This window comes from Pseudomonas brassicacearum (genome assembly GCF_003732225.1).
Classification (GTDB): Bacteria; Pseudomonadota; Gammaproteobacteria; order Pseudomonadales; family Pseudomonadaceae; genus Aquipseudomonas; species Aquipseudomonas brassicacearum_E.
In genome coordinates this window covers 253,967-267,625 of the sequence record NZ_MOBJ01000008.1, presented here as the reverse complement: position 1 = coordinate 267,625, position 13,659 = coordinate 253,967, and the positions used below count along the sequence as shown (strand labels likewise).

11 protein-coding genes are annotated in these 13,659 nt (G+C 58.5%); 6 read left to right on the top strand and 5 right to left on the bottom strand.

Annotated elements, in window-relative coordinates; genetic code table 11:
• The first annotated feature begins 170 nt into the window (after nucleotides 1-170).
• From BK659_RS13315 to mqo, 4 genes are all read left to right on the top strand, one after another.
• Complete coding sequence (locus tag BK659_RS13315) at nucleotides 171-1,040, top strand: AraC family transcriptional regulator (RefSeq protein WP_123425516.1); 870 nt, start codon at nucleotides 171-173, stop codon at nucleotides 1,038-1,040.
• 224 nt (nucleotides 1,041-1,264) lie between these two features.
• The gene (gene ggt, locus BK659_RS13310) at nucleotides 1,265-2,992 is read left to right on the top strand and encodes a gamma-glutamyltransferase (protein ID WP_123425515.1); all 1,728 of its coding nucleotides are present in this window, start codon (nucleotides 1,265-1,267) and stop codon (nucleotides 2,990-2,992) included.
• A 190-nt stretch (nucleotides 2,993-3,182) separates the two neighbouring features.
• Nucleotides 3,183-4,712: a sensor domain-containing diguanylate cyclase gene (locus BK659_RS13305; RefSeq protein ID WP_185015360.1), complete on the top strand. Its 1,530-nt coding sequence runs from the start codon at nucleotides 3,183-3,185 to the stop codon at nucleotides 4,710-4,712.
• A gap of 366 nt (nucleotides 4,713-5,078) precedes the next feature.
• Entirely contained in the window at nucleotides 5,079-6,728 is a 1,650-nt protein-coding gene (gene mqo / locus BK659_RS13300; protein WP_123425513.1) for a malate dehydrogenase (quinone), read from the top strand.
• A 681-nt stretch (nucleotides 6,729-7,409) separates the two neighbouring features.
• Here mqo and BK659_RS13295 read toward each other — a convergent pair.
• The 4 genes from BK659_RS13295 to BK659_RS13280 all read right to left on the bottom strand — a co-directional run bounded on the left by BK659_RS13295 (nucleotide 7,410) and on the right by BK659_RS13280 (nucleotide 11,229).
• On the bottom strand, nucleotides 7,410-8,090 hold the full coding sequence (locus BK659_RS13295) for a glutathione S-transferase family protein (RefSeq protein ID WP_123425512.1): 681 nt from the start codon (nucleotides 8,088-8,090) through the stop codon (nucleotides 7,410-7,412).
• Between the two features lie 142 nt (nucleotides 8,091-8,232).
• Nucleotides 8,233-8,445: a DUF1059 domain-containing protein gene (locus tag BK659_RS13290; protein WP_123425568.1), complete on the bottom strand. Its 213-nt coding sequence runs from the start codon at nucleotides 8,443-8,445 to the stop codon at nucleotides 8,233-8,235.
• Nucleotides 8,446-8,590: 145 nt separating this feature from the next.
• Nucleotides 8,591-9,442: a CAP domain-containing protein gene (locus BK659_RS13285; protein WP_123425511.1), complete on the bottom strand. Its 852-nt coding sequence runs from the start codon at nucleotides 9,440-9,442 to the stop codon at nucleotides 8,591-8,593.
• A gap of 329 nt (nucleotides 9,443-9,771) precedes the next feature.
• Complete coding sequence (locus BK659_RS13280; RefSeq protein ID WP_123425510.1) at nucleotides 9,772-11,229, bottom strand: MFS transporter; 1,458 nt, start codon at nucleotides 11,227-11,229, stop codon at nucleotides 9,772-9,774.
• A gap of 141 nt (nucleotides 11,230-11,370) precedes the next feature.
• Between BK659_RS13280 and BK659_RS13275 the strand changes: the two genes are divergently transcribed.
• Entirely contained in the window at nucleotides 11,371-12,303 is a 933-nt protein-coding gene (locus tag BK659_RS13275; protein WP_123425509.1) for a LysR family transcriptional regulator, read from the top strand.
• A gap of 109 nt (nucleotides 12,304-12,412) precedes the next feature.
• A complete protein-coding gene (locus tag BK659_RS13270; RefSeq protein WP_123425508.1) occupies nucleotides 12,413-12,793 on the top strand; it encodes a RidA family protein in 381 nt (126 codons plus the stop codon).
• A 117-nt stretch (nucleotides 12,794-12,910) separates the two neighbouring features.
• Here the strand turns inward: BK659_RS13270 and BK659_RS13265 are convergent, their stop codons facing one another.
• Entirely contained in the window at nucleotides 12,911-13,552 is a 642-nt protein-coding gene (locus tag BK659_RS13265) for an FMN-dependent NADH-azoreductase (protein ID WP_123425507.1), read from the bottom strand.
• Nucleotides 13,553-13,659 lie beyond the last annotated feature (107 nt).

Here is a 13,659-nt window from a genome sequence, read left to right as displayed (position 1 = left end):
TGCGTTTCGAATCAGGCAATCCATTTGGGCAACTCTTTCCGTGTGCTCGCCTGATCGTAAAGGGATGCCGCTTTACTGGCTACCCAAGCGTCTTGAGCAAACGCGGCTAGGCGCGTTCACGCCGGCATAGTCGATCCTATGCCTACCGTACTTCCCGGAGCCTGTATCCAGTGTCTGACATGTCGACTAACGCCGCCTACACAAAACGCTTCAACGTCGTACTCGCCTACATCGACGCCAACCTCGAAGGTGTCCTTTCGGTGAAGACGTTGAGCCGTGTGGCGAACTTTTCGGAATTTCACTTCCATCGACAATTCACCGCATTCGTGGGGGTGCCTGTCTCACGTTATGTGCAACTGATGCGGCTACGACGCGCGGCGCATCGCCTGGCTTCTCTTGCGGATCATTCGGTGCTGGACGCCGCACTCGGTGCAGGCTTTGAAAGTCCCGAAGCGTTTTGCAGGGCGTTCAGGCGGGCGTTCGGTATGACGCCGAGTGCGTTCAGGAAGGAACCGAACTGGCAGGTCTGGAATGCGGTGTTTGCAATCCCTCACTTTTCCAGGAGCATCATCATGCAGGTACGAATCGTAGAATTTTCCGAAGTCAGGGTCGCGGCGCTTGAGCACTGCGGGCCAACCGGGCTCATCAATGAGAGTGTGCGCAGGTTCATCGAGTGGCGTATGCAGAGCGGACAGTCGCCGGTGGCATCGAGTCGGACCTTTGGCATTCCCTACAGCAACCCCGATACGACACCGCCGGAAGAGTTCCGCTTCGCAATCTGCGGCGAGATTCACGAGGCAGTGGCGCCGAATGAGTTTGGCATACGCGAGATCGTCATTCCTGGCGGCCGCTGCGTGGTGGTGCGACACGTGGGCTCGACGGATCATATCGGCGAGTCGATCTATCCGATCTACCGCGACTGGCTTCCGGCCAGCGGTGAGGAGCTTCGTGACCAACCGCTGTACTTCGATTACCTGAGTGCTTATCCCGAGACACCGCAGGATCAATGGCAGACTGATATTTATATTCCATTGCAATAGCGGTTGTGGAGCACGTTGCTTTCGACCTGGAGCTGTCGTTGCCGAATGTCCGGTCAGGTTAAATTGTGTTGAAAAAGTCGACTCTTCAGTGGGCAGCAGGGGCGATAGCCCCATTGTGAAGATTTGCCGGCTCAGGAATGCCAAAACTGTCCTACAGTTTGTGGGACGTCGCCATCCGATACGACGTCCCCCTTCCCACAAAACAAAAACAAGAGAATCGACTTATGACATTCGAGCCCCTTGCCAAATCGCTGATAGCAACTGCACTCGCTATTGGTTGCGCCTGCGCACAGGCTGCTTCGCAAGCCCCGGTCGCTGCCGAAAACGGCATGGTGGTGACCGCCCAACGACTGGCCACCCACGTTGGCGTCGACGTCCTCAAGGACGGCGGTAACGCAGTCGATGCGGCGGTCGCGGTCGGCTATGCGCTGGCGGTGGTTTACCCGGCGGCGGGCAACATCGGTGGCGGTGGTTTTATGACTATCCAGTTGGCCGATGGCCGCAAGACCTTCCTCGACTTCCGCGAGAAGGCGCCCCTGGCGGCCACCGCGAACATGTACCTCGACAAGGATGGCAACGTCGTCCCGGACCTGAGCTCGAAGGGACATCTGGCCGTCGGTGTGCCGGGGACGGTGTCGGGGATGGAGCTGGCGCTGAAAAAATACGGCACGATGAAGCGTGCCGACATCATCGCCCCGGCCATCAAGTACGCCGAGGACGGCTTCGTGCTTGAGCAGGGCGACGTCGACCTGCTCGATACTGCAACTGACCAATTCAAGAAAGATATTCATGACTCGGGCGCGATTTTCCTGAGCAATGGCGAGCCGCTGCAGGTTGGCCAGAAGCTGGTGCAAAAGGACCTGGCCAAGACGCTGCGGGAAATTTCCAGTAAAGGTGCTGACGGTTTCTACAAGGGCTGGGTTGCCCAGGCCATTGTCGACTCAAGCAAGGCTGGCAAGGGCCTCATCACTCAGGCCGACCTCGACAAGTATCATACCCGCGAGCTCGCGCCGATCGAATGCGACTACCGTGGCTACCACGTCGTCTCTGCGCCACCGCCAAGCTCGGGTGGGGTGATTATTTGCGAGATCATGAACATCCTCGAAGGCTACCCGATGCCAAGCCTGGGCTTTCACTCGGCGCAGGGGTTGCACTATCAGATCGAGGCCATGCGTCACGCCTATGTCGACCGCAACAGTTATTTGGGTGATCCCGATTTCGTCAAGAACCCGATAGCGCATCTGCTGGACAAAGCTTATGCAGAGAAGCTACGCGCGGCCATCGACCCGCAAAAAGCCGGTATTTCCCGCGATATCAAACCTGGGGTAGCGCCGCACGAGGGCAACAACACCACGCACTACTCGATCGTCGACAAGTGGGGTAACGCGGTCTCGGTGACCTACACCCTGAACGATTGGTTTGGGGCAGGGGTCATGGCCAGCAAGACTGGCATCATGCTCAACGACGAAATGGACGACTTCACCTCCAAGGTGGGCGTGCCCAATATGTACGGTCTGGTGCAAGGTGAAGCGAATGCCATCGCTCCAGGCAAAGCACCGTTGTCTTCAATGAGCCCGACGATCGTCACCAAAGACGGCAAGACAGTCATGGTCGTTGGCACGCCGGGAGGCAGTCGGATTATCACCGCGACCTTGCTGACCATCCTCAATGTGATCGACTACGGAATGAATATTCAGGAAGCAGTCGATGCACCGCGATTCCACCAACAGTGGTTGCCTGAAGAAACCAATCTCGAAGCGTTCGCCGTCAGCCCGGACACCCGGAAAATCCTCGAAAGCTGGGGGCAGAAGTTCATCGGTCCGCAGGATGCCAACCATCTTGCGGCGATTTTGGTCGGCGCACCTGCACTTGGCGCAAAACCGGTCGGCAAGAACCGCTTCTATGGCGCGAACGATCCGCGGCGTAACACCGGACTTTCGCTGGGCTATTGAGTGAGCGGCGGAGCCCTGGTTCAGGGCTCCGCTGAATGGCGTCTAACTCACCGCTTCGAAGCAACGCAAGCAGTCTTTGGCATGGAAGAAAGATGGCCAATAGCTTTCATTTCAGTCATTTGTACCGTTCGAAGGCGTTTATACTGCGCGGGCTTTTGATAAATGTGCGCTCAACCGCCTGGGTACTCACTTGAAACGCGACCTTCGACTTGCCACTTTGCTGACCTCCCTGGTGTGTGTATCCGTGGTGGTGCTGATTGCCTGGCAGATCTGGACAGCCCGTGAGAACACCCTGAGTGACATCGAAACCGACACGTTGAATTTGACCAATGCGCTCAACACGTACACCGAGGGCACGTTCAAGCAAAGTGAAGTGGTACTGCTGGGGTTGACCGACAGGATCGAGAAAGACGGCACCGGCCCGGAGCAGCTCGAGCGCCTGCGAGTGCTGGTTGCTCAGGAGATGAAGGCGCTGACGCAATTGAACAGCGTGGCGCTGTATGACGCTCAGGGGAACTGGATATTCTCGACCAACAAGCATGTCTCACCCAACAGCAACCACGCTGATCGAACGTTCTTCAAGCATCACCGCGACAATCCGGACCGCGGCATCTTCATCGGTCCGGCGATTCTCAGTCGTGCCACTGGCGTCTGGGTGATTTCGGTCAGTCGACGAATCGATCATCCGGATGGAAGTTTTGCCGGGGTGATCGCCGCCACCTTGAGTCTCGAGCACTTCCTCAAGCTCTATCGAACCATTCAAGTGGGGCAGTTCGGCGCGATCAGCCTGACTTCATCCGAAGGGCGTCTTCTGGTGAGGTATCCCTTTCAGGAGCAGGACATCGGGCGTGACCTATCACCGGCACCGATATTTTCCGAGTACCTGCGCAAGATGTCGTCAGGCACCGTGGATTTTGCTTCAAAAGTCGATGGTGTCCATCGAATCTACGCGTTCACCAGAAGTGATCAATATCCCCTCGTCACGACTGTTGCGGTGGGCCAGGACGAGGCCATGCAAGCGTGGTGGAGCCAGACCAGGCAAACGGTTGCGGTGGTGATGGTGTTGCTGGGACTCCTGATTACGCTTGGGCGCCGATTGATTGCCGATATCAGTCATCGTATTCGGGCAGAGGCAGAGCTGCGAACCACCCAGACTGCGCTGATCGAGCTTAACCAGACGCTGGAAGTTCTCGCCAGCGAGGACAAGCTGACCGGTCTTGCCAATCGCCGGCACTTCGATCAGTTTCTGGACATCGAATTCAAGCGCGCCAAGCGATTGCGAAGCCCTCTGTCACTGATCCTGATCGATGTGGATTTTTTCAAGCGTTACAACGATCACTATGGGCATCTCGCCGGAGACGAGTGTTTGCGGATAATCAGTCAGTCGATCAAACAGTGCGTGCGCCGTCCAGGGGACATGACCGCGCGCTACGGCGGTGAAGAAATCGCCATCGTGATGCCCAATACGGACGAAGCGGGTGCCCGCTCGGTTGCCGAGGCGATCCTGCTCGGTATTGCTCACGCGCGACTTGAACACCTGTCGAGCCCTTTCGGCATCGTGACCGCCAGCCTGGGGCTGGCGACTTTTACCACCTACGATAGCGACCATGATGAAAAGGCCCTGATCGACCTCGCCGATCGCGCACTGTATTTGGCCAAGTCACAGGGCAGAAATCGTCTGAATGTTGCCGCCACTGGCGTGCAAAACGAGTCTGCGTAATCCGCGACTGCGCACTCGCTTCAGGAGCAGGATGCTGCACTATTACGCAGCTAATGATGCGTCTTCGTCGATTTGGGAGACCTGAGGTAGAATGTCGCGCTATGGACGCTCTTCTGTTCATTTCTGCGTCCGATAATTAACACAACAGAATTAGTGTCACCCAAGTAGCTGAAGCCAATGACTAATAAGAAGTCAGCGCGGGAGGGGCCTAAACGTGAGACCGATAGTGTCTGTCGGTCTTATATGTCCACCCATCAGTCTTTCTGAGTGCAGGGTTCGACGGCATGCGGCATTGCATGCGGTGAGCCCGGGCACGTCATGATCAAGAGTGGTGGGTGGATGGCGTTCTATCCTAGGTATTACTGAATGTTAAAAAAAGTGAACACGGGGCTACTTGGCTTGGCCATGTCGATGGTCCTTATGCCCTTGCACGCAGCTGAAACAAAGAAAGTCGATGTGCTCCTCATCGGCGGCGGCATCATGAGTTCGACCTTGGGCGTTTATCTCAATGAGCTTGAGCCTGGCATGTCCATGGAGATGGTTGAACGTCTCGATGGCGTCGCCGAGGAAAGCTCGAACGGCTGGAACAACGCCGGCACCGGTCACTCTGCCTTGGCTGAGTTGAACTACACGCCAGAAGACAAGAATGGCAAGGTCGAGATCCCCAAGGCCGTTGAAATCAATGAAGGCTTCCAGATCACGCGTCAATTCTGGGCCTGGCAGGTCAAGAATGGCGTGTTGAAGAATCCCCATTCGTTCATCAACTCCACTCCGCACATGAGTTTTGTGTGGGGCGATGACAACATCAAGTTCTTGAAGAAGCGCTACGAAGCGCTGCAGGCGAGCCCGCTGTTCGCCGGCATGCAGTACTCGGAAGACCCGGAGCAGATCAAGAAATGGGTTCCGCTGATGATGGAAGGTCGTGACCCGAATCAAAAGGTCGCGGCTACCTGGACTCCGATTGGTACGGACGTGAACTTCGGCGAGATTACCCGCCAGTTCGTCGGCTATCTGCAAACCAAGCCGAACTTCTCGCTGAAGCTTTCGAGCGAAGTGGAAGACATCAAGCGCAATGAAGATGGCAGCTGGCGTGTTTCCTACAAGAACCTGAAAGACGGCTCGGAAACCCAGACCGACGCCAAATTCGTGTTCATCGGCGCGGGCGGTGGTGCTTTGCATCTGCTGCAGAAGTCGGGCATCCCTGAAGCACAAGAGTATGCAGGTTTCCCTGTCGGCGGCTCGTTCCTGGTGACCGATAACCCGGCAATCGCTGAACAGCACATGGCGAAGGCCTACGGCAAGGCGTCGGTCGGCGCACCGCCGATGTCGGTTCCGCACCTGGATACCCGCGTGCTGGATGGCAAGCGCGTGATCCTGTTTGGCCCATTCGCGACCTTCTCCACGAAGTTCCTGAAAGAAGGCTCTTACTTCGATCTGCTGACGAGCACGACCACGCACAACTTCTGGCCAATGACCAAGGTGGGCATCGAGCAATACCCACTGGTTGAATACCTGGCCGGTCAGCTGATGCTGTCGGACGACGACCGCATGAATGCCCTGAAGGAGTACTTCCCGAACGCCAAGAAGGAAGACTGGCGTCTGTGGCAAGCCGGTCAGCGCGTTCAGATCATCAAGCGCGATGAAGAGAAGGGCGGCATCCTGAAACTGGGCACCGAGATCGTCAGCTCCCAGGACGGCAGCATTGCCGGTTTGCTGGGTGCATCGCCAGGCGCGTCCACCGCGGCTCCGATCATGCTGGGCGTGCTTGAGAAGATTTTCAAGGACAAGGTCGCGACCCCGGCCTGGCAGGAAAAGCTGCACCAGATCATTCCGAGTTACGGCACTAAGCTGAACGACAGTCCTGAGCGTGTTTACCAGGAATGGACGTACACCAGTCAGGTTCTGCAACTTGCCACACCTCCTGTGATTGACAAGGCAGCGGCTGCGCCAACAGCCGCTCCTGCTCCAGCGAAACCACAGAAAGAAAGCAATCCGGCGGCTGATATGGCCCTGTAAGACGAAGCCCCGCCAAACGTTGTTTGGCGGGGCTTGCGCGCTGGACCGATCAGAAACAATAAAGCCCAGACTCGTGCTGGGCTTTATTGTTTCTGGAGTTTGTTCCGGCCAAAAAAGAGCGCCGATAAAAGCTCCCAACCTTTGTCAGGCGCCTATTTCCAAGCCACAAAAATGTATGGTCAGCCCATCTCCTGCAACCTCTTTGGCTGTTTTCGGTAAAGCTGGCTTGCGCTAATGCCGGTAACTCAAGGGATTTCAGACTCGGCACATTCCCCGTAGCAGCTGCCGACAGGCTGCGTTCGGCTGCGCAGCGGCCGTAAAATTAGACACCGCATTTTTTCAGGTTAACCGTGGAGGCAGGATTTACGGCCGCTGCGCAGCCGAACGCAGGCTTCGCCAGCTGCTACGAATCGCGTAATGGCATCTAGCGCTGGGCTTTATGGTTTCTGGCGTCTTTTTCGGACAAAAAAAGAGCCTCAAAGCTCTTTGATGGGGAGGAAGTAGAGCCCATGAGGCTCAAGATGCGCATGAAACAAGTGGTGAGCTTGGTAGGGGTTCAGATCACTCACCACCTACGCAACTGCAGGAGCATTTAACAGTTGCGTAAACCTATCGTAGGAAGGTGGAGGAGTACCCTCAAGTACCGTTAGTCGCGTGTCGAAAGGCCCCGTATCGACACCATCAAGTGATGTCCGGTGCCTGGAAAAACCGCTTCGGGATGGCGTCGGCGAAGGGGTAGAGCGAAAAGTACGGCCGGGCTTCGTCGATGACTCGCTGGACGGAGGGTCTGCGCATCAATCGGTCGAAATAGGCACTCAAGTGCTTGAATTCGCCCGGGAACGGCAAGAGCGTGCTGGCATAGAAAAGCGCCGGGGTTGCGGCGCAATCGGCCAGGCTGAAGTCTTGGCCGGCCATCCAGATTCGCGACGCCATACGATGGTCGAGCATGGCGTAGGCCGTCTCCAGCGTGGACCGTTGTTTGCTCAAGTCAGCGTTGGCACTGCGCAGGCGATCACCAACGATCTGTTGCATCGGCTCCTGCACATAGTTGTCGAAAAAACGGTCCCAGAGACGCACCTCCAGCGCGGTCTCCCAATCGTTCGGAATCAACGGTTGCTCACCCGGATAGTAGCGATCGAGGTACTCGATGATAATCGTGGTCTCTGGCAGAGCGCGCTGGCGCAGGTGGTCACTGATGACCGGGAACTTGACCAGTGGCCAGAGGGCTTGAAGCTCCGCCCGGTCCGCGTCGTCCGCAAGATTGATGATCCGCTTTTCGAATTCGGTAGCGTTTTCGTAGAGCGCGATCAGCACTTTGTGGCAGTACGACGATAGCGGATGATAGTAAAGAGTCAGCGACATCGTTCAACTCCTCAGTGGTGTTGCCCCTCATCATAGTCGCTGGAATGACGGCTCGAAGGGGATGACGAGCCACTATGGAACTGCGGGGCTCATAAAGATGAGCCCCGCAGGCGGTCAGACATTCCCCGACAGACTTCCTGTGTTACGCGCGGCGCGGTGCTTCAAGCGGCGGCGTGCCATCGCGAAACAGTGTCTTCAGTTGTGCGCGCAGTTCTGGCGAATCAATGTGCTTGTGAACACTGACCGCATGCTGCGCGGCGGCTTCCAGCAATTCCTTTTCAGAGTCGGCGGACAGCGCGACAGAACACTTGGTTGCACTCGGAAATTCGCGGCAATCGATGTATTTGCGCGTCATGATGTGCTCCTCCATACGAAGGCAGGCCTGCACCTGCGTGAACGAACCGCTCGACACGTCACGGAGTCCATCGAACACGATTGCGCGTCGCATCGAGTTTGGTAATCCATAAAGTATAGGTCGATCGCAGGATCGCCAAAGGCACTTACGGCGTACCGAACATCGCCGTCCAGTAAATTCCCGCGTCACTTTTCGGATCAACCGCATAAGCGGCGCCCAGCTCGCGGAACTGTGGGTTCATCAGGTTGGCGCAGTGACCGGGGCTGGCCAGCCAGCCATCGACCACCTTGCGTACGGTGTCTTGCCCGGCGGCGATGTTCTCGCCGATCTGCTGGCCGGCGTAGCCTGCCAGTTCGGCCCGATCACCTGGCGTGCGGCCATCGCGGTCCTTGTGATCGAAGAAGTTGTTATTGGCCATGGCCCGGGTGTGGGTCTGGGCAGCCGTCGCCAGCGCGGCGTTCCAGGCAAGTGGTTGCGTGGCGGCAAAGGATTGAGCGCCGCACTGGCGCGTTTGCTTGCGGGCAGTGTTGATCAGGTCGAGCAGCTTCTGTCCTTCCGCCTGCCAGTCGCCCAGGCGGCCGGTCAACAAAGGACGCGCCAGCACAATACGCCATGCATTTCCCTCGTGGCTGACGCCGATATCGACGAACTGCGGGTCCAGCACCACCTGACAGAAGCTTTCGCTTACGGCTTTCATGGCCGATTGCGCATCTCGCGGCCCGGACAACGTGATCGCCTGTACGCTGACCATCGGATAAGCCGTACGCGCCAGCGCTTGTTGCAGGTCGCCGACATTGTTGCCGGACAGGATCAGACGCGGGTCGGCCGCGAGCGGTGGCAGCTCCTGCGATACTTGGCCTGCGCAGCGCTGCACCTGGTTGCGGTAGGTGTTGATCGACTCGACCAGCTGCGACTCTTCGGTCGCCATGGCCGTGGCGGCGAACACCAGTCCCAGCGAAAACGTAGCAAGATGCATAACGGATGATATGACGCGCATGGAACTCTCCTTGAGCTGACTGCGCTCATGATGCGCGAATGAACCCCACCCAGTGCAATGCCTTTTTATGCTGAAGCCGATTTTGTCTTCGGCGTCATGGCCATAGGTATCTACACAAGGTTGAAACAGGGTGAAACACTACGTCCGTAGCAGCTGCCGAGTCTGCGAGGCTGCGTTCGAGGACGAAGTCCTCGCAAATCCTGTGCATACCATCTGGCTGGAAGAACGCGATACCCGACTTTACGACTGCTGCGCAGCCGAACGCAGCCTCGCGGGCTCGGCAGCTGCTACGGGAGTTGGAGCGCAAAGATGTGCAGTTTTTTATCGCGTCACGAGACGTCGGCGGGGAGAGACGGGCGGGTTGCCAGAGCTCGGGATCCCAGCGCGATGACGAGTGCAGCGGTGATCAGCGCCAGCGCGACAGCAAAGGTGATCCGCATACCGCTGGCAACCGCCTGGGGACTCACCGTTGTGCTGTCGGTCGTCGCCGATGCGAGCACGAACACCGCGCCCAACGCGGATGCACCGGTGATCAGCCCAAGATTGCGCGACAGGTTGAGCATGCCGGAGATAACACCGCGTTGGTCCGGGGGAATATCGGTCATGACCGCGGTGTTGTTGGCCGTCTGGAACAGTGCGTAGCCGATGGTAATGACGATCATGGGGGCGATGTAGCCGCAGATACCGAACGACTCCGGGATCACCGATAGGATGAGGCAGCCGGCCGCCACTGCGATGAGTCCGAAGAGGGTCATGCGTTGAGCGCCAAAACGGTCCGTAAGGCGACCTGCGGGCATCCCGGTCAGCGCCGCGAAAATCGGCCCGACCGACAAGACAAGTCCAGCAAGAGCAGCGTCAAGCCCGAGCGCATGCGCGAGATAGAAGGGCCCGACCACCAGCGTCGCCATCATCACCGTCGACACGAGCGCGCTCATGGCAAGGCTCCCGCTCAGCACGGGATCGCGGAACATCGCGACTCGAATCAACGGTGATGCAACTTTCGCTTCGACGAGCACGAAGAAGCCGGCGCCGAATACAGCAGCCAACAGCAGGGCCATGTTCAGTGGACCGAAACTGCCGCGCCCAATCGTCATGGCCAGCGCATAAGCCGCGAGCGTCAGAACCAGCAGCAGTGTGCCGCAAGGATCGAAGCCGGCACGAGCAGTCTTCGGCGTTTTGCTATCGGCCGGCAGGTAGCGATGCGCGAGCAGAAACGTCAGGAGTCCCAGCGGTACGGTGATCAGGAAGAGGGCCCGCCAACCGAGGCCGGCGATCAGCACACCGCCGAGCGATGGCCCCAGCGCGGTACCCATCGCAGACATCGTCCCGAGCAAGCCCATGGCGCTACCGGTCCTTGCCTTCGAAACCGTCTCGCCGACAAAGGCCATGGTCAGGGCCATCATGACGGCGGCGCCGAGACCTTGCAGCGCCCGGGCGACAATCAGCAGCCAGAGCGTGGGCGCGAAACCGCACAGCGCCGAGGCCAGCGTGAACACGAAGATTCCGCCCAGTAGCAGCCGCCGCCGACCGGTAATGTCACCGAGCCGTCCGACGCTGACGATCAGGGTGGTGATGGCCAGGAGATAAGCGATAACGATCCATTGGACTTCCTGGAAGGAGGCGTTGAAAGCCTGTGCCAGCGTCGGCAAGCCAACATTGGCGATGCTGGTGCCAAGCGAGGACAGCAGCATGGATAGCGAAAGGCTGGCGAGCGCCCACCGAGCTGAAGGTGTCTGTTGCGAACTTTCTGCTACTGCCTCAACGCGTCCTGCAATGATTGGCTTCATCATGTCCCCTTTGTCTGGCAACTCCCGAAACGGAGCTGTCAGAAATCTACGCCTGCGCATAACATGGCGGAAGGCGCAGTATTTGCACTTTATTCGTGCGTTTGACGCGCTATCACCATCACGCCATTCCAGGGGCGGTACATGTCGACACCTGATCTCAACTTGTTGGTCACCCTTGATGTGCTGCTCGCAGAAGGCAGCGTTGCACGCGCAGCGAAGCGCTTGCGGCTGAGTCCGTCGGCGATGAGTCGGGCGCTGGCGCGACTGCGTGAAACGACCGGCGATCCGCTGTTGGTCAGGGCCGGACGTGGTCTCGTTCCCACCCCTCGAGCGCTTGAACTGCGCGAGCAGGTCAGTCAGCTCGTGCAGGACGCCGAGGCGGTTTTACGTCCTGTTGAAAAGCTCAACCTCGACCAGTTGGTCCGCACGTTCACGCTACGCACCAGTGAAGGGTTTGTGGAAAGTTTCGGCGCGCAACTGATTGCCCGCGTTGGCGAGCAAGCGCCCGGCGTGCGGCTGCGCTTCGTGCAGAAGCCCGATAAAGACAGCACGCCACTTCGCGACGGGAGCGTCGATCTGGAAACGGGAGTGGTGGGGAAAGACTATGGTCCGGAGGTGCGTACGCAAGCGTTGTTCCGGGACCGTTTCATTGGCGTCGTGCGCATGGGGCACCCACTGAGTCAAGGCGCGATCACGCCCGCCCGCTATGCGGCGGGCAGGCACATTTATGTCTCCCGGCGGGGGCTCGACAAGGGACCTATCGATGAAGCCCTGAAGCCGCTCGGGCTTGCGCGGGAAGTGGTGACCATCGTCGCCGGCTTTTCGACCGCGCTGGCTCTCGCCCGGGCCACGGACCTGATCGCCAGTGTCCCTGAACGGCACACCGCCAACCTGCGCGTCGGCATGCACAGCTTTGTGCTTCCACTCGCCATACCGACGTTCACCGTCTCAATGCTTTGGCATCCACGGGTGGATGCCGACCTGGCGCATCGCTGGTTGCGTGGGTGCCTTCGGGAAGTGTGCGCGCAGCAGTGCAGCGATTTGTCTGTGGATGCAAGCGCTGTCGAGGATTGAAGTTGTTGAGTCAACGATCGTTCCGGTTTACGGACGACCCGACGATGAGGCTGTAAACTGGCCGCTCCCTGCACGACCGTCCCTTTACCACCTCAAGCAAGAGATCCCCATGGCAAACCACGACCTCACCTTCATCCCCGACCCCGACCCGGAATCCATCTCATCCGATGTCGCCGGTTTCGGTGGCCTGCTGGTCTCCACCCAGATCCCCACCCGTGCCGACGGCAGCCTGGAGCTGGGCGGTATCGCCCTGCAGAGCGAGTGCACTCTGCAGGCGCTCAAGGTAGCGCTGGAGCGCGCCGGCAGTTCCATGGACCGCGTCCTGCATCTGACCATCTACCTCACCGACATGGCCGACCGCGCCGCCTTCAACGAGGTCTACCAGCGCTTCTTCGCCAAGCCCTGGCCGGTTCGCGCCGCCGTTGGCGTGGCCGCCCTGGCAGTCGAAGGCATGCGCGTGGAAGTCACCGCGATGGCAGCCAAGGGCTGAGCGCGCAGGCTTATCCCGTGAGCTTGTCCGGCGGCCCCGCTCAGCGAGCGGCCGCCACCGGGCAGCACACGGGGACGGTCAAGCGTTACGCCGAGACAATGCAGAGGCCCTGAAGACTCAGCGACAAATACTGTCTGCCAATCTCCTGGCCTGCTGAGTCGCGGCCTCACGCGCACTGCGATCAACGTCTTCGCCCATGATGGTTTTCTCGACAATCACCGAATGCACATCCGTCACGCCGACGAATTTCAGCCAGGCTTCAACATAGGGCTTCTGAAAGTCGAAGCGCGTTGCCGGGGTGATCGACTGCGCCGAAAAATCCAGGCCACGGGCGTACATCACCACGGCGGTTTTGTTGAACAGCATGCCTTCCAGGCCGCGCTCCGCGTCAAAGCTGAACAGGATGTCTTTCTGCGATACCAGGTCGATGAAGTGCTTGAGTTTGTACGGGATACTGAAGTTCCACAGCGGTACGGACATCACCAGCACATCCGAGCGGTGCAGGTGATCTGCCAACTCTTTCAACGTGTTCCAGGCGTCTTGTTGTGCCGGGGTCAAGGGTGTGCCATTGAGTCCGGCGTATTTGGCCTCCATTGCCAGATCATCGAACTCCGGTAAAGCCATGTTCCAAAGGTCGAGCGTGATGATTTCGGTGTCCGGGGCGTGTTCTTGATAACGCGCAATGAAGCTGCGGGCGACTTCAAGAGAGGCCGAACGCTGCTTGCGTGGAGAACATTCAATATGCAGAAGAGTAGTCATGGCGCGCCTCGAGTGGTGGGGGAGATAGAGCAGGTAGGCGCATTGCAACATAGCTGGATTTGAAATATAAATCGTAAATTAATACGCCATTGATCACGTATAAAACT